This is a genomic window from Enterococcus sp. 3H8_DIV0648 (assembly GCF_002140655.1).
Classification (GTDB): domain Bacteria; phylum Bacillota; class Bacilli; order Lactobacillales; family Enterococcaceae; genus Enterococcus_A; species Enterococcus_A hulanensis.
Map to the genome: position 1 here is coordinate 1,406,592 of NZ_NGLG01000001.1, position 19,700 is coordinate 1,426,291.

The following is a 19,700-nucleotide window of genomic DNA, read 5'->3' on the forward strand; positions in this document are numbered from 1 at the left end:
GTTTTTAAGCTGTTTTTGTTTGACTGCTTTATAATCTAAAGAATTTTTATTCTTTCACTTAAAAAAAGAAAGAAGGCATGAAAATGGATGAGACCGATAAAAAAATATTAAATCTCTTGAAAGAAAACGCTCGTGCGTCCTACAGCGAGATTGCTCAAAAAGTAGCCCTTAGTTCTCCCGCCGTCAAAGAACGGATCACGAAGCTGGAGGAATCCGGGATCATTGACAAATACACGATCAACATCAATTATCAGAAAATGGGGAAAAGCATCACCGCCTTCATTATGTTTGAAACGGTCAATTGCAAAGCCTTCCGCGAATTTTGTTCGAATCAGCCGATGGTGCTGAAGTATTATCGGATCGCCGGCTATTACAGTTATCTGGTCAAAGTCGTTGCCGAGAATATGGAATTGCTGGAAGCTTTTATTGATGAAACGATGCGCTTTGGCACACCTTCCACCCATATCGTCTTTTCATCAGCCGCAAATGATACGGTTTAAATGAAACAGCCGCTCAGTTTTTTTCTGAGCGGCTGTTTTTGTTATGTGAACCATTAATCGACAGATTTCAATGCCTCCAACATATCAACATTTCGTAAGCGTCGATTTACCACAAACCCTAGCATCAGCGTGACTAGAGAAATAATGGCTGCCGGTATAACAAAACTAGTGACGGATAAAGCTGGATTGAACATCACATCGTCGGGAGGAACCACGGTAATGATGTATCGGTGCAGCAGCTCGCCAACGCCGAAACCAGTCAAGATTCCCATTAAGGTCAATAAAATGGTCTCGCGATAAATATACAGCGTGACTTCTTTATCATAAAAGCCAAGAACTTTAATCGTCGACAGCTCTCTGATTCGTTCGGAAACATTGATGTTCGTTAAATTGTAAAGAATTACTATTCCTAAGAGTGCTGCGATGATAATCAATACCGTCATGATTTTATCCAATGAATGGACGATCGTATCGACTTGGTTCGTCAGCGTCGTATTCTGAACCACACCCTTGACACCGCTTAGGTTAGTAAATTTAGCCGCTTGTTTTTCCGTGTTGCTTACCGTACTGGTTTTTAGCCGAACTAAGTAAGCATTATCTTTTGGCTGCTGGTCAAACGTCTTTTGATAGCCTTCTTGACTCATAAACGCGAAGTGGCCCATATACATTTCAGTGATCCCACTGACTTTCATCTCACGCTTTTGATCATTTTCGTCCTTCAAGACAATGGAATCGCCTTTTTCAACATTTAGCAACTTGCTTAATCGCTCTGAAATGACTACGCCATTATCCGGCAATGCAATTTTCTTACCGGTTTGACGATTTTCAAGCTGGATATAGTCGGAGAACTGCTCTTCATTACTTGGAACGATTAGTTTGATAGACTGTTTGTCTTGATTCGCCCCAGCTACTTTACTCATTTCCTCATAACAAACGGCTTCCTTTTTATCAATCGACGAGCTGTTCAATAGATCATCAATTTCTTGCTGCTGATCATCGGTCACATAATTGTTTTCCGCCACGATCATATCATAGCGAATCAAATCCCCGAATTGCCGTTCATTGATCCCACTGATCGAATGCTGCACGCTGAAGCCGGCAAAAAGCAAAGCAACCGCACCGGCGACACCAAAAATAGTCATCAGCATTCGTTTTTTATAGCGGAAAATATTGCGCGCCGTTACCTTATGGGTGAAGCTTAGGCGTTTCCAGATAAAAGTGATTCTTTCCAATAAAATCTTTGAACCAGCCGTTGGCGCTTTCGGCAGTAATAATTGTGCCGGCTTCTCTCTTAATTCTTTTACGGCAACTAGCCACGCAGGTAAAACCGCACTGAACAGCGCTAATAATAAGGCGACCAGTGTCACCTGCCAATGGAAGTGCATTTCGATTTTAGGAACAGTAAAGCCGGAATGATAGGCGTTATAAACGATCAGCGGCAATAATGTGTGGCCTAAAATCACTCCTAGAACCGTTCCGGTAAGACTTGAAACCAATCCATAAAACGTAAATTTTTTCATGACATCTCGATTGTCATATCCTAAGGCCTTCAATGTTCCCGTATTCGTCCGCTCTTCCTCAACAAAGCGCGACATTGTAGTAAAGGTCACCAAGGCGGCAACAAAATAAAGAAAAATCGGGAAAACATTGGCTAACGCATCAACGATAGTAGAAAGCGAACTATAAATCTTATAACCTTCACCGCCGGGAATTTCGCGCCGGCTGTTTAAGGAATATTCTGGCTCCTCTAAATGCTCAAGTGTCTCTTGGGCTTCGGTCAATCGCTGCTCATTTTGATTGATCTCGGCTTCTGCTTCGCCTTTTTTCTTTTGAAAGGCTTGATTTTTTTCCTCATATTCCTGTTCCTTCAGTGCCAGCTCGGCTTGAGCGCTGGACAATTGTTGGCTGGCTTCGGCTGGTAATGGAATATTCTGTTCATTTGCTTGCTGCATTTTTGCCTGCAGTGCATCGCTGTTGCTGTCTAATTGCTGCTTGGCTTCATCCAGCTGCAGCTGAGCAGCAGTGATTTCCTGTTTTGCATTGTCAATGCGCTGCTGCCCGTCAGTGATTTGCGTTTGATATTCCTCTTTAATAGAAGATAAGCGCTGGGCAGGCTGATCTTTTAAAAGCTCCGCTAGATCATCTTTATGTTCCTGTATTTTATCGGTATACGCTGTCGAATATGGATCTAAGCCTTTAGTATCATCAAACGTCAAGCGCGCCAGCATATAATAATCCACATCAAAAACATTTTTGGAAACAACGGCATAGCCCTTTAATGCTCCAGTCCCAGCAGTCGATTGGCCTAAATTGACATTCGATAAGATCTCACCAGAATAAACAAAGCCGACGACCTTAAAGTTATGGCGTTTTAAGGTAGAGCTGCCGGTCTGATCCTGCTTTTCGGTAAAATCGATCTGGTCACCGATTTTATACTTGTTGTCATACATTTGACTGAGGGCTATTTCATTGCCTTTTTCAGGCAGCCGCCCTTTCGTGAGTTGATACTCCGAAACATTGTCAGACGCTGAGAATAGTCGCACACTATCGTCCGTGTCCTTAATCACAACATCCTTTAAATAGCCGTACTCTACTTTTTCTAACCCCTTAGCCTGATCGATCAGCGCTTCATCACTTTTATCGATCCCCAGCCCGCCTATGACGGTAACATCAGCAACATTCAGCTTTGCAGAATAATCCTCGCCGGTCGCCCGCATATCCGGTCCTGTTACTTTTAATCCTACCAATGCAAATGAACCTAGCAGCATCAGTCCCATAATGGATACGAAACGTCCTTTGGATTTAGCAATTGATTTAAAAATATCTTTCCATAATTTTTTCTTCATTTTTCCTTCACCTACCACTCGATATCAGCAATTTTTTGCGGGTTATGATTAACCTCGACTGCTTTGACCTTAGCATCACGCATCCGTATGACTCGATCGGCGATTGGAGCGATCGCGGCATTGTGGGTAACGATGATGACGGTGGCCCCTTGAATACGACTCATGTCTTGTAAAATTTGTAAAACTTGTTTTCCTGTTTGATAATCCAATGCACCAGTCGGCTCATCACAAAGTAGGATCTTAGGATTTTTGGCGACTGCTCGCGCGATGGCGACCCGCTGCTGTTCACCACCAGATAGCTGCGCTGGGAAATTATTTATCCGCTCTGCCAAGCCGACCTCCTGCAATACTGTCACTGGATCAGAGGCATTTTTTACAATTTCCGAAGCCAGCTCGACATTTTCCTTTGAAGTCAAATTAGGAACTAAATTGTAAAATTGAAAGACGAAACCAACTTCTTCTCTGCGATACTTCGTCAATTGCTTCGAATTGTAATTTGAAATATCATTCCCATCGATAATTATTTTTCCAGAATCATTTGAATCCATTCCGCCTAAGATATTTAAGATGGTCGACTTCCCGGCACCCGAAGCGCCCAGAATAATGGATAACTCACCCTTTTCAATTTCAAAAGAGATATTTTCGTTCGCGACAATTTCACTATCTCCCATCTGATAACGTTTATAGCTGTTTACTACTTCAATGTAACTCATATTTGTTCCTCCTTAAATTAACAACGTGTTGATTTATTTATATCAAGAGTATAGAATCAAGGTGACAGGAAGACAATAATCAGTTTTTGAAAAGTGTTGATTTAAGGTTTTGGCAAGCGTTATAGCTGGGGATAAGCTTTCTTAAGAAATGCAGCCCTTTAACAAAAAAATAAGGAGGAAGATGGAATTGGCAAAAGAAAGAAGTACGCAAACAAAAGCAAAACTCAAAAATTCTTTCATCAAATTAGTGAGAGAAAAAGGCTTAGACAATGTGACCGTCAGTGATTTGGCGCGCGATTCGCAGATTAATCGCGGAACTTTTTACCTGCATTATTTGGACAAGTATGATCTAATGGAAAAATTAGAGGAGCAGGCCATTAACGATCTAAAGCAGATTTTGCTATTTGATAAAAATACCGAGAATTTGAATGATCCGATCGAGCTGATTCCCTACGATGCGATTCTAAAGGCTTTGATCTATGTAAAAAATGATTTTGACTTTATCAAAACTTTGGCCAGCGACGGGGGCGATCCTAACTTCATCCTGATGATCAAAGAAATTCTCAGCCAGATGATTGACTCAAAAATCCAGCAATCCGAAAAGCTGACCTTTTCGCAAAAAATGCTGCCGGAAGATTACGCGAGAGAAATCTTATTATCGAGTATGGTCGCGATCTTGGTTTTATGGATCAAAAAGGATGCCGCTGAGTCGCCAGAAGAAATAGCGGTGATGATCACCAAAGCCAAGCAAATCTCCCCTTATGAACTATTGCTTTAAAGTAGCTAAAAAGCGTTCAGGAATTGACCTGAACGCTTTCTTTTAGCCTATTTTAAACGGTGGATGCTTCAAGGCTTTTTCTGCCAATCCGATCAAGAGCTGCTGATTGTCATCGGCGGCCACGCGATTGGTTTTTAAGGTGCCGCAATCGCGACAACGATGAATGATCGCCCATTCGCCATCGGCCTTTGCCCAAATACTGATCGGCTCCATTCGTCCTTTACACAGCGACGCGCGATCTCCTGGCCGATTGTCCACATGCAGACTAACCAAGCAATGAGGACAATGATTGCGATGCTGACTTCCCGCACTTTCAGGATTAGCCGGCATTCCGCATTCCTGACAAATAAAGCTTTCGCTGTAGGCAGTATGTTGATAATTGCTTTTTAACTGGCGCGCGAACTTGCTGATATCCTTTAGCCAAATTTCTTTTTCTCGTAAATAGGCGGTTTTGTCATTCGTATATTTCGCTTCCGCGTGGAGTTTAAGATAGCTTTCCCAGCGCTCTGAGGACAGCTCGCCATTGCGCAACGCTTCTTTGACTGCACAATCAGGTTCGCTTTGATGACGACAGTCGTTAAATTTACATTTGCCAAAATAGCTTTCGACATCCGCAAAGCTTTCTTCTAAACCTTGACGGACATCCCACATCCCGACTTCCCGCATTCCCGGCGTGTCGATCAGCTTCGCGCCATTTGCCAACTGGAATAATTGACGATGACTTGTGGTATGGCGGCCGCGGCCATCTTTTTCCCGGATCGCACTAGTCGCCATGACCTCTTTGCCTAATAAGCGATTGATCAAGGTCGACTTGCCGACACCCGAAGAGCCAACTAAAACAGCGGTCTTTTCTGGCCGCAAGTATTGATTCAGCTCCGCTATTCCTGCACCGGTTTGTGCGCTGATGGCATGGACTTCTGTTCCCAATGCAACTTTCTGAGCCGCCGCAAGCTGATCAGAATAGTCTTTCCCCGTATCTATCTTCGTTAATAAAACCAGCGGGATCGCGCCTGATTGCCAAGCAAGCGTCAAATAACGTTCCAAACGGCGCAAGTTAAAGTCATGACCAATTGATTGCAGGATCATCACGTAATCAAAATTAGCGGCGATCATTTGCTCCGTGCCTTTAAAGGAATCCAGCCGCGACAAGCTCGAAGTCCGCGGCAATGTGCGCTGGATGATACTTTGGTCTGCTCCCTGCCAGTCAACAGCGACGTAATCACCCGTTGTTGGATAATCGGACGGTTGATTCTGATAGTGGCTGCGTTTGATCCTTGCCAACCCTGTTTCAGTTTCTTTCGTAATTTCAAATAGGTCTTTATAAACAGCTGTGACCTGTGCGATCGTTTCAGCTGGGCGGTTTTCGATAATTGGTGTATTCATAGATTTGTTTTTCTCCCATTGTCTTATTCTTTCTCCTTTGTCGTGAAACCTCTATTTCCGATAGCATACATCATGTCCTTCTTTCATTAATTTTTTTACTATGATATCTGCCGCGAAAATAAATTTTTCACCTAAAAAGTATCAAAAAGAATCCGGTCTTCCTCGCTTCAGCTTTTTCAAACTGCGAAAATTGAAACGACAAAAAAGACGATAGTCATACTATCGTCTTGAGAATACACTTATCCCATTCATTCGACAGATATCACTTCCACAAGCACACCAAATAAAACGCACTTTATTCGGCTATTCAGCTTATTGATTAGATACCTGTGACACTCACAAAACATGCTCCATTCATTCATAGGTGGTTGATTTATTTTCAAGCTCAGTATAGCAAATCATAAGATGGCAAATCAACCTAAAATTCTTTTTGCTAATAATTCAGCTCATCCAGCAGCCGCAAAATCTTCCGAGCAGTAGGATAAAGAACCGAGCCGCCGCCTATTACTGTCAGCTTTACGACCTCCATCACCTCAGCCCGCGTGATCCCGGCTTTTTGACACTCCTCTAAATGATAAAGAATGCACTCATCACATTTTGACATGATTGAAATGGTCAGCCCGATCATTTCTTTTTGCTGCTTATCAAGAACATTGGCTTGATAGGTTTGAGAATCTAGTTCACCAAACTGCTTAAAAAAATCATCCTCTTGTGCCAAACGTTCATTGTAGACTTTTCTTTCACTGCTTTGTTCCAAACTTATTCGCCGCCTTTTGTTTTTTTACTCTTATAATTATACAGCTTTAGACAAAAAAACAGCCGAAGTTTCGGCTGCTGAATGGGAATTAATCTGTTGTAAGCTCGATCAGGTTTCCTTCGGGATCTTGGATGACTGCTTCATAATAGCCGTCGCCGGTCGTTCTTGGTCCGTTCAATAATGGGAATCCGTCTGCTAAGAATTTTTCAACAAAGGCATCGACATCCACTTTTGTGCCGACTGAGATCGCCATATGCGTATAGCCCAAGCTTTCCGCCACGCGATTTGAGAGATGCTGCTTAGAAGTCAGCTCCAAGCGGCTGCCAGATTCAAAGCTGACAAAATAAGATTTAAAACCGGTCTTTTTATTATGATAAAGCTCTGTACTGGTAACATTAAAGTAGTGCTCGTAAAATTCCTTCATTTTTTCCAAGTCTTTTGTCCAAATGGCTACGTGTTCGATATGCATTTTTTAGGTTCCTTTCCTATTTCCAAATTTTAGTGAGTATTTATCTTTTGATAATTCTTGGTTCCTTGGCTGTGTGAATCGTTTTTTGATCCGATAAAATATAATCGATCACTGCTGCTCCGATTTCATCCGGCAAAAAATCGATCGTAGAAAAATTCAGCAGCTGGCTGTATGCCAGATTCCCTTCGCCGATGATTTGGTAATCCTTTTTATGGGTGAATCCTAGCTCCTGCAAGGCACTAATGATCCCTGCAGCCGTATCATCCGCATTGGCATAGATTATTTCAGGCAGCGGCAAATCGCTATAGGTTTCCTTCGCCCAATAATAGCCGCTGTCATAGCCCTCCACTCCCGTAAAGAAATTCTGCCCTTCAACCACTTCACCAAAATATTGCTGGTAACATTCTGCTTTGTCTCTAGCACTGGTACTTTCAGCAAGCGGCCGCTTATTGGTGAAGGTCACTTTTGAAAAGCCCTGCTGCGCCAAATCCTTAAACAGCTGCTCATAAGCTTTTTTGCGATCAGGGTAGATCATGGGAATTTTAGGATCGGCGACCTTTTCCGTGGAAACGATCCGGCCTCTGGATTTGAGCTTGGTCCAATTTTCTAAATTACTCGCGCGGGATACTAAAACCAAGCCATCGATCATACGTTTTTCAAGTAAAGAGTAATACTCGCTTTCCGTTTTTTCATCATAATAGGTAGGCAAAAGCAGCACCTGATAGCCCTTTTCCCTAGCATGAAACAATAAACTATTGACTAAACGATCATAACAGGAATTATTGTAAGGTAAAGTCACACCCAGCGTATAATTCTTGCCGTTGCTTAATTTCACCGCATTCCCATTGACCACATAGCCGGTCTCTTCCATGACTGCCTGTACTTTTTCTCGAATGTCCTCAGACACATACTGATGATTATTGATCACTCGTGAGACAGTCGTTTTCGAAACGCCTGCCATTTTAGCGATATCACGAATATTTACCAAGCGCCCACCTCCCAGCTCTAGCTTACACTAAATCCTCTAATACGAATATAAACTATGGGACGCGTCCCATGTCAATATTTTTTATTAAAAAAAGGAACAGCCGCTTCTTCGACTGCTCCTGTATTTTATTCTGATGGCTCCTCCTCGAAAATAACCGCCAAGTGTTCCTTCTTCTCAATATCCTGCAGCATCGATAAACGATACCCGTCATTTACCACGATCGTAAAATGCCGATCATGACGTTTTGACAGCAGCATCAATTTTGTTATCATGGGCAGCTTCAAGTTGCCGTTGATGATTAGCTTCCCCTTTCGCTGCAACAGCGCCTTTAGCTGATTCATTGAGGCCTCAACATTTTCATGCAATTCCTTGAAGGTTAGAAAATACAGGACCCTTTTCCGATCACTGCCCAGCAGAACCCGTTCTTCAATCAAGCGATTGTTGGCCTTTTCCTGCCGCTGATTTAGATAGCTGATCAATTTTTTGAAAATCATGCTGCTCCCCTCCATTATTCAAAGCACTTTCAAACTTTGAAATCCCTGCTAAAATATGCTATAAAGCAGTTATAAACTATCCCTTAAAGGGAAGGTCAAGGAGAAAACATGCAAACAAAAGAATTACTAACCATTGGGAAATTAGCTAAGCTGACCGGCATCCACGTTAAGGCCCTGAGATATTATGATCGTATCGGTATCCTTATTCCAACTTACATCAATCCCGAAAACGGCTATCGCTATTATTCCCGGGAACACATTTACTTAGTTGATATGATCAAGCTTTGCGCCGAGATCAGCATTCCCCTTAAAGATATTAAAGACTTTTTAGCCCTTGACGGCACCACGATTGATGTCGACAGCGTATTGGATACTGGAATCAAGCTGGTAAGAAATAAAGTTGCGGAGTTTGAAAAGAAGCTGAACTTTTTAGAAGAGATGAAGAAGGATGTTCAGCGCAACGAGACGCTGCGAAAAAGAAAAGCGGGCCTCTACCTCACCATCGAACCCACCGATTATTGGCTGGAGCCCTTTACTGGCGAAATCGGGACCAACGACTATCATTTTGCTTTAAACCAAATGTTCAAGCGCGTAACTGAGTTAGGCTTGGAAGCCATCTATGAAGGCGGCATCGCCTTAAAAGTCAATAATCAACAAACGGAATCCTTTATCTTTTTAACCCTTGAGGAGAATCTGCAAAATAAACAATACGACAACGTTCTCCATTTACCGCAAACTCGCTACTTAACAAAAATCACGGAGACAGCCGATATCCACGAGGTCTATCGCTCTTCATCGGAAGTTGCTGCCAGCAAAGAAGCGATTCTCCTGTTTGAATTAGAAATGTATGCTCAGCAAAGCGCAGAAATAGAACAGACATTTGAAGTGCGGATGCCAGTAAAAAAAAGTAGCTGATAAAAAATCAGCTACTTTTTTTATGCTTGGCTAATCGACAAGTAAAACCGCGACTTCTCTTAATAGTTGATTATAGTCTACCAAAGAAAAATCAGTGACATCCAGCTCGATTAACGTTCCCAATGAAAAATCACCATATCCGCGAGTCGTACAGCGCTTGATGAACTCCTCATAATCAACTAGGTTGTCCGCCTCCTGATGGTTCAGCTTGGTTGTTTCCTTATGATAGCTCAACAAGATATGACCTAAATGTCTTGAATGATCCAAATCGCGGATTTTTTGCCGTTCATAAAGAACGTCCAAGTCAGCTATCAAACGGATCGTAACCACTTGATAATCATACTGTTGGGACAATTGCAGCAGTCGCTCTTTTTGCTTTTCGCTAAATGGATAATCAGAAATCAGACTGATCTCCTGCTGAAACAGCGCCTCCAGCTCCTGATAATAATCCTGCCAGCTTTTTTCAATCAGCAATTCCTTTTCAGCTAAATCGTTAAAGCCGTAGCGATCCCAATTCTTTTCTTTCATTTCATCAGGTGAAAGAAATTGAAGGCTGGGAAATTTTTCCAAGATCAAATTGGCTAAGTAGGATTTGCCGGTGCCAGGATAGCCTGCTAATAAAATCAAGGTTTTCTTCAAGTTGATTCCTTCCTTTATATCGTTAGTTCGATTTCCAGAAAATACTTATCGGCTAAATAGTAGCTGTCTACGTATTCGCGCGGGATATCCTTCACATCATAGGAAATTCTTTTGATGTGAAGTAAAGGCGTTCCTGCTTCTACCTTCAAAAGATCCGCGATAGTACCCGCCGCAGTGATTGAATAGATTTTCTGACTAGCGTAAGACCATTGGATATTATAGGTTTTATCAAGAAAAACACGCAGCGATTCCTCGGAAAAATTACGATTCAGCATTGCCGGAACATATTCTTTCTCAAAATAATTGATCTCCAAGTAATATGGCTCTTTATCCCCATAACGCACCCGATTCAAACAAATGACCTCTGTATCGGGTTTTAGCTTCAGTGCCTCAGAAACCTCCGCAGGTGCTTCCACTACCTTGAACTCGATGACTTTTTTCTTTGCGATAACATCTTCAAGACTCTTCTTTCTTGAATATTTTGCTACTCGCTGAGGAGAATGCTTTGGATGAGTAGAAATGACGACTGTTCCAAGCCCCCGCTGCTTTTTTACAAAGCCGTCGTTTGCAAGCATTTCCATTGAACGCCTAGCGGTTGCTCGACTCACTTGATAGGTCTTCATCAATTCACTCTCAGAAGGAATACACTCTCCGATAGTATAGGTGCCATTGATAATTTTTTGGAACAAGCGGTCATAGAGCTGGTAATAAAGCTGTTCTCTGCCGCTAAAATCCAACGAAGTCATTCTACAACATCCTCCTACTCCTTTAATCCATCCACTCTCCGCCAACCAGATTAATTGATTGCCCTGTCAGGTAGCTGGAATTTTCTGTCAGCAAGAATACCGCAGCGTTGATCACATCCTGCATATCGACCAGTCGATGCATCGGGATATTTCCTTTAAAATAATCCATTACTTCCTCAGGATCGATTTTTCGTTTTCTAGCATACTCATGCTTCAATTTTTCCCACATCTCGGTATAGACGATCCCCGGACAAATGGAATTGACCCGAATGTTTTGATCCGCGAATTCTTTGGCGATCGATTGGGTCAGTCCTTGTACGCCAAATTTACTGGCACAATAGATAGTCTGCCAAGAACTAGCCTTTTTCCCAGATAAGGAGGACATGTTGAGAATTTCTCCGCCGCCATGCTCCAGCATCCGTTCAATCGCGACTTGACAGCATAAGAAGGTGGCCTTCAAGTTGACGTTCATCGTCAAATCCCACAATTCCTCACTGCTTTCCAGAAACGGCACCATTTTGGAAATTCCTGCCGAATTAACCAGAGTAGTTAACGGTCCATCTTTTTCTTCAACAGCCGATACTCCTTTTTCGATTTCAGCTTTTGAGGTTACATCGATTTTATAATAGGTAACGTTTTGCCCAGCTTCAGCAGCTAGTTGCTGACCTTTTTCTTCATTCAAATCAAAGATCGCGACCTTGGCACCACGCATAGCAAAATCTTTCGCCATAGCTGCACCCATTCCGCTGCTGCCGCCTGTAATAATGATGACTTTTCCATCCATTTTTTCCATTTTTGTGCTCCTATTTTAGATACTTGTCGACTCCGACAGGTTTGTCCTGCGGCATCACCTGAATGAAGACGTTCACATTTTTATCAAGCAATGCTTTGAATTGTTGATTTTCATCTTGGCTGGTGGAAATATTCTTATATAAAACACTGCGATCCGGTCTTGTGCCCATTCCGCCTACATCGACCTCATCGATTTGAATTCCGTTATCCACCAAATAGTTCAGCGCTTCTGGGCCTTTTACTAAAAGAATCGTTGGCTCGTCCAAGCCTTGACCGAAAAATTGAACCCCTTCTTCTTTGGTAAAAATACCGATCGCGATTTCTTCTGGGATCGCCATTTCCAGAACCTCAATCATATAGTCATCATTGGCCGTACCATCATCTACGATCACCACTTGATTGGCACCTTTATTTTTGATCCAAGCAGTCATCACCTGTCCGTGAATCAAGCGATCATCAATTCTTGTTAATACTAAGTTTTGCACGCTGCTTCCGCTCCCCTCTACCGAATACCTTGCTTTGAATTCCGATACCATCTTTCGTTGTTGCCTTTTCCATTAAGGAATCTAATGTGTCCTCTTCCGTTCGTCCCAATGCTAACGTTAATAGCATAGGCATATTCATCCCTGAAACTAACCCGATTTTAAAATCCTTGGATAGATAGGCGGCACTTTGAAAAGGTGTCCCGCCGGCAATATCTGAAAGAATGATAAAGCCGCTTTCCTTGTCTGTATATTCTGATAACACCACTGCTAATTTCTCGCGGTAGCTTTCAGGCGATTCGCCCGGAATCAAAGGCACTGCTTTGACCCCGAAAGTATCTCCTGCGATCATTTTTAAACTGCTTAACAAGCCTTCACAAAATTCCCCATGACTTATTATGACGACATTAACCATTTGTTCACCTCATTTTTTAGCCTGCATATCCTAAAATGCCTAAATAATATGCTAGGATTCCAACTACGAAAATTGCCACAATAATGTACAGTGTGTTGATCTTTTTCTTCAGCATCCACCATACTAATAACGTGATTCCCAACGGAACTAATCCCGGAGCAAGAGAATCTAACACTTCTTGAAGCTTGGTTGACCCTTGTCCAATTTTAACTGCTAACGGCGTATTAACTGTGACACGGCTTGCCGCCATTGCACCCACGACCATTAACCCAACGATACTGAAGGCATTGATGATTTTATCAATCGTTCCATTTTTTAAAATCTTCAACAGAGATGTCTTACCTTGTTTATATCCTGTCATAAACATAAAGTAACCGCAACCAAAAATTAACGCTTCAAACACTACGAATGACAATATTGGTCCAAGGTAGCTGCCCTCTAAGGCTAACGAACAGCCAATCCCAAATAAGATCGGGAATAGAATTCCCTGCATAACCGTATCCCCGATACCGGCAACCGGTCCCATCAATCCAGTACGAACAGCATTGATATCTTTAGCTTCGATGTCTTCGCCATTCGCCCGCGCTTCCTCCATCGAACAAGCAATTCCGTTAATGATTGGTCCAATCGTAAATACTTCTGAATTGTAAAAGACCATGTATTTTTTCAATTCTTCAACCTGTTTTTCGTTCGTATCATACAATTCTCGAATCGGTGTGATCATTAAGTTGGCTGCACCTAATGCCTGCAAACGTTCATAGTTGTAGCAAGCTTCTGTACTCGTCGTCCACAGCCATGTCTTCACTAACGTACTCTTAGACAGCTTTTTCGTATATTCTGGTACAACGGCCGGCGCATTTCCCCGGTCATCGACTTTTGCTACTTCGACAGCATCGATTTTCTTGTTCACAGACAGTCTCTTAACTTTTTTCTTCTCGACTTTTTCTTCCCCTTTATTACCGTTCAAATACATTACAAGTGCGATGATCGCTGAGAAGATCGAGATGGCAGTCATTCCCAGTCCAGAATAAACCGTTAAGAAGAAGCCGGCAAAGAACCACGGAATCAAAGTCTTCTTGCCTAAATAATTCAGTAACATCGCAATCCCCAGTGCCGGCATGATACCGCCGACAACTTCCAGCGCACTAATCACATGCTTCGGTACTAAATCAATCAATTGTTGTGCCCAACCGCTGCCAGAATAAACAAGTAAGAATGCTGGAATACCATATAAAATGAATGCCATACAAGCAGATGGAACGAAGTTCATTAATCGAACGCCGCGGATGTTGCCCTTTTCAAGTAATTTGTCTGCCTGATGAATCCAAGCTGCATTGACCGTCATATATACTTGGTTTAAAAGTAGGCCTAACATACTAAACGGAATTGCAAAGGTGACCGCCATTTTCGGATCGGCACCAGATAGGATCGTCATCGCAGTTCCGAATACTCCTGCGACGATCGTGTTGCTCGGCATCGTACCACCGGCAGAAATGTAGCCCAGATAAATTAATTGGATATTGGCCCCTGCCATCATACCCAGCATCGGATCACCCATGAATACCCCTACCAAGGTTCCTGTAGTCAATGGGTAAACGAGACATTTTGTTACAGGACCAAAAAACCACCACTGACCCATCGTTGCCAAGATTGCAACCAAAATTGCTGATAATACCATTTTATTTCCTCCCTAATGTTCTTTACTTAAATAAACCATCACTTTTCCTTTTCGCGAATAATCCAGCGCACCAAGTTCATCGCCGATTTCTTCCAAGCTTAATTCAGCACTAATAATGCTTTTTGTATCTAATAGTCCGCTTTCTAATAATCTAACGGCTCTTTCAGAAGTATGCGGATTCAAGTAAGACGTATAGATGCTTAATTCTTTTGTATAGGCTTCAAACTGATTGAAAGATACCGGCTCATCAGGATCGCCTAAACCAAACAGCAAGACTTTGCCATTCTTTCCCGCGATTGTAATTGCTTGTTCCATCGTTTGCTTCAAGCCGATACACTCGACCACATAATCAATATTTTTGTCCTTTGCCAGTGCTTCGATCTCCTGATCCGTTACAGCAGCAGTTGCTCCCAGTTTCAACGCTAACGCTCTTTTTTCTGCTTCTCGTTCAATGACGATGATTTCGCCAGCTCCGCTGTATTTAATTAATTGCAGCATCAAAGAACCGATCGCCCCCATACCATACATAGCGACTGTTTTTCCGCTTTCGATTTGAATCAGGTCCAATCCGTGAATCGTACACGATAATGGCTCTGTGAATGCCGCTGTCTCTAAATCCAGAGAATCGGCGATCGGATAAACATTTTGTTCGGGCGGATAAACATATTCTGAAAAACCTTTTGCCACACCATGACGTTCGAGACAAAAATTCGGAAAGCCCTGCTGGCACCAGCTGCATTTGCCGCAGCCATAGCTGGGATCACAGGCCACGCGATCTCCGGGCTTAAAATACTTGCACTCAGGTCCGACGGCTGTTACTACGCCAGAACATTCATGTCCTAAAATGATCGGGGGAACGACCACGCTTGCTCCATTCTTTCCTTGGAACTTGTGAACATCCGTCCCGCATAAGCCGCACCAGGCTACCCGAATCTTGACCTCGTCATTCACCGGTTCTTTTTCAGGAATATCGCGAACTTCATACGTGTAATCTCCTACATAATATCCTGCTTTCATTTTGCACCCTCTCACTCACTCATATTTTTGAATAAGTTGATTTTTCGTGCCACGATCGCTTCAATTGTTTCTAAACAAGGAACGACATTGTCCCGATTTGAAACATTTTCTTTATGAGCCTCGTAGCATTCTTTTGATTTTCGATTCCAACCAACCAATAATTCGGTTCCAACATTAAACTTGCGAATCCCAAGTGCTATGACCTTCTTCACGTCATCATCCTTCACTCCGGTTCCGCCATGGATAACTAAGGGAATATCAACCGCCGCTTTGATTTTCTCCAGCTGCTCAAAACTAATTTCTGTTTTCGACATATATTGACCATGATTGGTTCCAATCGCAACAGCTAACGCATCAATCCCCGTCTCAGCTACAAATTCAACAGCATCTTGCGGATCTGTATAGAACACTTCGTCTTGGCTGACAACCAGTCCGTCCTCCGTACCGCCGACAGTTCCTAATTCAGCTTCAACACTGACACCATATTCCTTTGCGAAGTTAACGACTTGCTTCGTTCCTAGAATATTTTCCTTAAATGGCAGTGACGAACCGTCAAACATCACTGAGCTGTAACCTGCGCGAATCGCTTTGCGAATTTCGTCAAAATCCTTGGCGTGATCTAAATGCAAAGCCACATCTACACCATATTCTTCTGCCATCGCTTTACATACCGCAACCAAATTGCGATGACCGACGTAGTTTGCTGTTCCGCAGCTTGTTTGGATGATCACGGGGGTTTTTTGTTTTCCAGCTGCTTTGATGATCGCCGGCAGCATTTCTAAATTATGGGTGTTGAACGCACCGATTGCCATATCCAATCGATTTGCATCTTTCAAAACTTCTTTTAAAGTAACGTACATCAAAATTCCTCCTAAGCGTTGTCTGAATCCCTAACAAAAAGATGGCCATCTTTTTATATCCTCTGGAAATATAAAAATGTTAGAATATACGTACGTTTGATTCGCCTTAATCATATAATGCCAATTTTGGAAAAGCTATACGCTAAAAAGGAAAACCCTTACAGCTTTTCGTCGATTTTGCGAAATCTTGAAAATCCATTCATGATAAACTGTGAGAAAATAAGTTAGGAGGAAGATCATGATCATTGATATAAAGAAAGAGGTTTATCAAAGTCTGTCAGAATCAGAAAAGAAAGTAATTGATTTCTTGAATCGAAATGAACAGCTGATTCCAGAGCTGTCGATCACCAAGATCGCAGAAAAAACCTACACCTCTTCTGCAACGATTTCAAGAACGATTCAAAAATGCGGTTTTTCAGGAATCAATGAACTGCGCTATAAGATTTCTCAGCAGAAAGAGTCGGCAGAATCCGCCAATGCGCCTTATGTCGTCAATAATATTTTGGCAAAATCCTACCGTGAATGTACTGAGACGATCAATTCCATCAGCTCGACCGATATTTACCAAACAATCGAATACCTGAAAAATGCCGATCGGATCTTCATTTGCGCCCGCGGATTCACTGCCTTGATTGCCGATGAGCTGCAAATGTACCTGCAGCTGTTAGGCTACAATGCGATTATCGTCAAGGATGTTATGTGGATGAAAAAGTTTCATCGGATTATCACTGCAAAAGACGTGCTGGTCGTCCTTTCTCTTAAAAACAGTACCCCTGAACTAGCGCTCACAGCCAAGGCCGCCCGTGATTGCGATGCCAAGGTGGTCACTATTTGCTGCAAAACACCGACTGAACTTGAAAAGTATTCAGATATTACCTTGATCGGCCATTCTGAGAAAATTATGGAGGCCAGCGAGCAAATTGTTTATTCACGGATTCCATTGCTAGTCATTACGCGTACGATTATTGAATATATCGGCCTATAACTTCATTTTGTGAAAGGAGCTCGTATGAGTATTTTATGTATCGGCCAAGCAGTCTATGATTTGACTTTTCCTGTTAATGAGACCCTGATAGAAAATCAAAAATATCGAATTCCCGAGCGACATGAATGTATGGGGGCGCCTGCTGCAAATGCCGCTTATTTATGCGGTTCATGGGGCGCCGAGACTGCTTTGCTTGCTCGTATCGGAAACGACTTATTTGGTCAAGAGATCGTCCGTACATTAAAAACAGGGAACGTCGACACCTCTTTACTCTATTTGGACCAAGAACAAGCGACAAGTATCAGCAGTATTGTGGTCAATAAGCAAAACGGACATCGAACGATCCTAAACTCTCCCATGAAGGAACAAGCATTTCCCATCAATTCACCAAAAAAGAAGCCCACTACTATACTCGTAGACGGGCATGAATTGAAGGCAGCCTTAGAAGTCATCAATCACTATCCTGAGGCTGTCTCGATTATGGATGCCGGAACTTACAAACCAGAACTGGCAGAATTGATCCAAGCAGTCGATTACTTGGTTTGCTCTGAGGACTTTGCCTATCAAGCTACTGGAATCAAAATTACTCTGGAGAAAAAGCAGCAGTTAAAGGAAGTTTTCAAGCAGCTGCGTACACTTAACAGCAATCAATTACTAATCACGATCGGCGATAAAGGCTGTCTTTGGCAAGATCAGGAAACGATCCAGCATTTCCCTGCATTTAACGTTGAAGCAGTGGATACGACTGGAGCAGGCGATATTTTTCACGGAGCCTTTGCATTCTGTATGGATCAGAAGCGTTCGCTCGAAGAAACGATCGCTCTTTCTTCCGCCGCCTCCGCTTTATCAGTCATGAAAATTGGCGGACAGACTTCGATTCCAACGTTGGATGAGGTCACTTCTTTTCTGGCAGAAAATAGCTGATGCTCATTTCTACACAACAAATACCTCATTCTCAAACTGGGAGTGAGGTATTTTTCTACTATTTGATTTTAGAAAGCTTTTCAAGCCGCAACAAATAAACCGCCTATCCGCGAAATTTCTTTTCCCTATTTTTGTCTAAACCTCCGCAATAAATTGCGCAACGTACTATTCGATTGGTTCTCAAGCGGCTGTTCTTGCGCAGGATTATCCATCAGTGATTCCCCTGAATCATTCCTAGTCACAAGGCCTGCCTTGGCAGAAACCGCGACGGCGGCTTTTTCAGGCGTGTTGACAGAAAGCGGCTGAGTCAAATTCTGATCCGGGCTGTTCCCACCTGCATCCAGATCTGATTGCGCGCCAATCGGAAGCTGACTCACCTCTCCCGTCTTTGGATCGGTGTATTCAAAATGGAACTCTTTCAATACAGCATCTGCGGGGATAGTGGACTCTACCAATTTCACCAGCTCTTCCTCGCTCAAGCTGTATGGGTCAAAATCAGCAGGCAAGGTGGTCCGCTTCATTTGACGGTTCTGCGTATTCATTGAATCGGCAGGTGATTTTTGGGCAGACTGCGGCTGTTCTTTCTTGGTTGGGATTTTCTTGGTTGCGTTTTTCTTCGATACTCCTTTTTCACTTTTCGCTTTTTTGGCCTTTGCTTTTTTCTCTACAATGACCTCGATCTCGCTAAAGATTCGTTTTGACCCCACTAGTTGGACAAAACGGCGAACACCATTGTTTTCAAAGATACTTAACGTCGTAAGAATTGCCAAAATCGGCTCAAAGTCCTTTTTTTCCTTCAAAGGATCCGCATCCCGCAACGTCCATTTATGATTCTTGCCATTCGCATCTTGGAAGACCGATTCGATCGCGACTTCTCGGTCGTCAAGAGGCACCTTCTTGGTATTAGGCTTCGTTAAATGTTTATAATTCTCCCGCGCGGTTTTTGTATTTTGAAAATAATTCGTTTTGCTCTTGAATAGTCGTTTGATGACAGCATCCCATTCTCTTTTTGTAAAATAATCCTGAAAATAAGGAGACATCCTTCTTAATACCTCATTGGGTTCCGCGGAAAGATACAGCTCTCTGACTAGTTCGTTCATAAAAAGCGAAAAGTCGCTTGTCACTAATGCGTTTCTGACAAGGATCGCTATGATATATTCCAGAACCGATGCTAGATCGCGTGTCTCTGAATAGTATTGATTAATTTTTTTAGCTAGATTCTCTTTCTTCATTCCGAAAATTTGACGCTGATTCAACTTTTGACTTGTCATTTCGTTCCCTGCTTTCTGTCGATTTATATTAAACGTTTTCATTTTTTT

The 19,700-nt window shown here is 42.6% G+C and carries 21 protein-coding genes; 5 read left to right on the forward strand and 16 right to left on the reverse strand.

The features are described from left to right. Positions 1–83: 83 nt before the first annotated feature. Positions 84–500, forward strand: coding sequence for an Lrp/AsnC family transcriptional regulator (locus A5875_RS06465; RefSeq protein ID WP_088932843.1), 417 nt, complete (start codon positions 84–86; stop codon positions 498–500). A 53-nt stretch (positions 501–553) separates the two neighbouring features. On the opposite strand, the gene A5875_RS06470 is transcribed toward A5875_RS06465, so the two are convergent. Together A5875_RS06470 and A5875_RS06475 are read right to left on the reverse strand one after the other, a co-directional pair. Beyond that, complete coding sequence (locus A5875_RS06470; RefSeq protein WP_088932844.1) at positions 554–3,346, reverse strand: ABC transporter permease; 2,793 nt, start codon at positions 3,344–3,346, stop codon at positions 554–556. Positions 3,347–3,357: 11 nt separating this feature from the next. Further along, positions 3,358–4,059, reverse strand: coding sequence for an ABC transporter ATP-binding protein (locus A5875_RS06475; protein WP_088932845.1), 702 nt, complete (start codon positions 4,057–4,059; stop codon positions 3,358–3,360). 181 nt (positions 4,060–4,240) lie between these two features. Between A5875_RS06475 and A5875_RS06480 the strand changes: the two genes are divergently transcribed. Further along, the gene (locus A5875_RS06480; protein WP_254911852.1) at positions 4,241–4,837 is read left to right on the forward strand and encodes a TetR/AcrR family transcriptional regulator; all 597 of its coding nucleotides are present in this window, start codon (positions 4,241–4,243) and stop codon (positions 4,835–4,837) included. A gap of 42 nt (positions 4,838–4,879) precedes the next feature. Here A5875_RS06480 and rsgA read toward each other — a convergent pair whose 3' ends face one another. The 5 genes from rsgA to A5875_RS06505 all read right to left on the reverse strand — a co-directional run bounded on the left by rsgA (position 4,880) and on the right by A5875_RS06505 (position 8,928). Continuing rightward, the gene (rsgA, locus tag A5875_RS06485) at positions 4,880–6,220 is read right to left on the reverse strand and encodes a ribosome small subunit-dependent GTPase A (RefSeq protein WP_088932846.1); all 1,341 of its coding nucleotides are present in this window, start codon (positions 6,218–6,220) and stop codon (positions 4,880–4,882) included. A 433-nt stretch (positions 6,221–6,653) separates the two neighbouring features. Further along, positions 6,654–6,977, reverse strand: coding sequence for a carboxymuconolactone decarboxylase family protein (locus tag A5875_RS06490; protein WP_088932847.1), 324 nt, complete (start codon positions 6,975–6,977; stop codon positions 6,654–6,656). 88 nt (positions 6,978–7,065) lie between these two features. Further along, on the reverse strand, positions 7,066–7,446 hold the full coding sequence (locus A5875_RS06495) for a VOC family protein (RefSeq protein ID WP_088932848.1): 381 nt from the start codon (positions 7,444–7,446) through the stop codon (positions 7,066–7,068). A 40-nt stretch (positions 7,447–7,486) separates the two neighbouring features. Next, positions 7,487–8,434 carry a LacI family DNA-binding transcriptional regulator gene (locus tag A5875_RS06500; RefSeq protein ID WP_088932849.1) on the reverse strand — a complete coding sequence of 316 codons (948 nt, stop codon included), beginning with the start codon at positions 8,432–8,434 and terminating at the stop codon, positions 7,487–7,489. 125 nt (positions 8,435–8,559) lie between these two features. Continuing rightward, positions 8,560–8,928 carry a DUF1694 domain-containing protein gene (locus tag A5875_RS06505; protein WP_088932850.1) on the reverse strand — a complete coding sequence of 123 codons (369 nt, stop codon included), beginning with the start codon at positions 8,926–8,928 and terminating at the stop codon, positions 8,560–8,562. Positions 8,929–9,036: 108 nt separating this feature from the next. Between A5875_RS06505 and A5875_RS06510 the strand changes: the two genes are divergently transcribed. After that, on the forward strand, positions 9,037–9,843 hold the full coding sequence (locus A5875_RS06510) for a MerR family DNA-binding transcriptional regulator (protein WP_088932851.1): 807 nt from the start codon (positions 9,037–9,039) through the stop codon (positions 9,841–9,843). A 30-nt stretch (positions 9,844–9,873) separates the two neighbouring features. Here the strand turns inward: A5875_RS06510 and A5875_RS06515 are convergent, their stop codons facing one another. From A5875_RS06515 to A5875_RS06550, 8 genes are read right to left on the reverse strand one after another with little or no spacing between them, the layout of a single operon-like run. Continuing rightward, entirely contained in the window at positions 9,874–10,482 is a 609-nt protein-coding gene (locus A5875_RS06515; protein ID WP_088932852.1) for an AAA family ATPase, read from the reverse strand. A 14-nt stretch (positions 10,483–10,496) separates the two neighbouring features. Further along, positions 10,497–11,228: a GntR family transcriptional regulator gene (locus A5875_RS06520; RefSeq protein WP_088932853.1), complete on the reverse strand. Its 732-nt coding sequence runs from the start codon at positions 11,226–11,228 to the stop codon at positions 10,497–10,499. 22 nt (positions 11,229–11,250) lie between these two features. Next, positions 11,251–12,012, reverse strand: a complete 762-nt coding sequence (locus tag A5875_RS06525; RefSeq protein WP_176244716.1) for an SDR family NAD(P)-dependent oxidoreductase — start codon at positions 12,010–12,012, stop codon at positions 11,251–11,253. 19 nt (positions 12,013–12,031) lie between these two features. Then, positions 12,032–12,505, reverse strand: a complete 474-nt coding sequence (locus tag A5875_RS06530; RefSeq protein ID WP_088932855.1) for a PTS system mannose/fructose/N-acetylgalactosamine-transporter subunit IIB — start codon at positions 12,503–12,505, stop codon at positions 12,032–12,034. Beyond that, positions 12,477–12,917 carry a PTS sugar transporter subunit IIA gene (locus A5875_RS06535; RefSeq protein ID WP_088932856.1) on the reverse strand — a complete coding sequence of 147 codons (441 nt, stop codon included), beginning with the start codon at positions 12,915–12,917 and terminating at the stop codon, positions 12,477–12,479. The genes A5875_RS06530 and A5875_RS06535 overlap by 29 nt, the downstream gene beginning before the upstream one ends. A gap of 16 nt (positions 12,918–12,933) precedes the next feature. Beyond that, positions 12,934–14,595 (reverse strand): PTS system mannose/fructose/sorbose family transporter subunit IID, encoded by a 1,662-nt coding sequence (locus A5875_RS06540; RefSeq protein WP_088932857.1) that lies wholly within the window; start codon positions 14,593–14,595, stop codon positions 12,934–12,936. Positions 14,596–14,607: 12 nt separating this feature from the next. Next, positions 14,608–15,612, reverse strand: coding sequence for a zinc-dependent alcohol dehydrogenase family protein (locus tag A5875_RS06545; RefSeq protein WP_088932858.1), 1,005 nt, complete (start codon positions 15,610–15,612; stop codon positions 14,608–14,610). Positions 15,613–15,623: 11 nt separating this feature from the next. Beyond that, positions 15,624–16,472 carry a class II fructose-bisphosphate aldolase gene (locus A5875_RS06550; protein ID WP_088932859.1) on the reverse strand — a complete coding sequence of 283 codons (849 nt, stop codon included), beginning with the start codon at positions 16,470–16,472 and terminating at the stop codon, positions 15,624–15,626. Between the two features lie 238 nt (positions 16,473–16,710). Here A5875_RS06550 and A5875_RS06555 point away from each other — a divergent pair, with 238 nt between their 5' ends. Beyond that, positions 16,711–17,457, forward strand: coding sequence for a MurR/RpiR family transcriptional regulator (locus A5875_RS06555; protein ID WP_088932860.1), 747 nt, complete (start codon positions 16,711–16,713; stop codon positions 17,455–17,457). 24 nt (positions 17,458–17,481) lie between these two features. After that, positions 17,482–18,381, forward strand: coding sequence for a carbohydrate kinase family protein (locus tag A5875_RS06560; protein WP_088932861.1), 900 nt, complete (start codon positions 17,482–17,484; stop codon positions 18,379–18,381). Between the two features lie 125 nt (positions 18,382–18,506). On the opposite strand, the gene A5875_RS06565 is transcribed toward A5875_RS06560, so the two are convergent. Beyond that, positions 18,507–19,652, reverse strand: a complete 1,146-nt coding sequence (locus A5875_RS06565) for a hypothetical protein (protein WP_088932862.1) — start codon at positions 19,650–19,652, stop codon at positions 18,507–18,509. Positions 19,653–19,700: the final 48 nt, after the last annotated feature.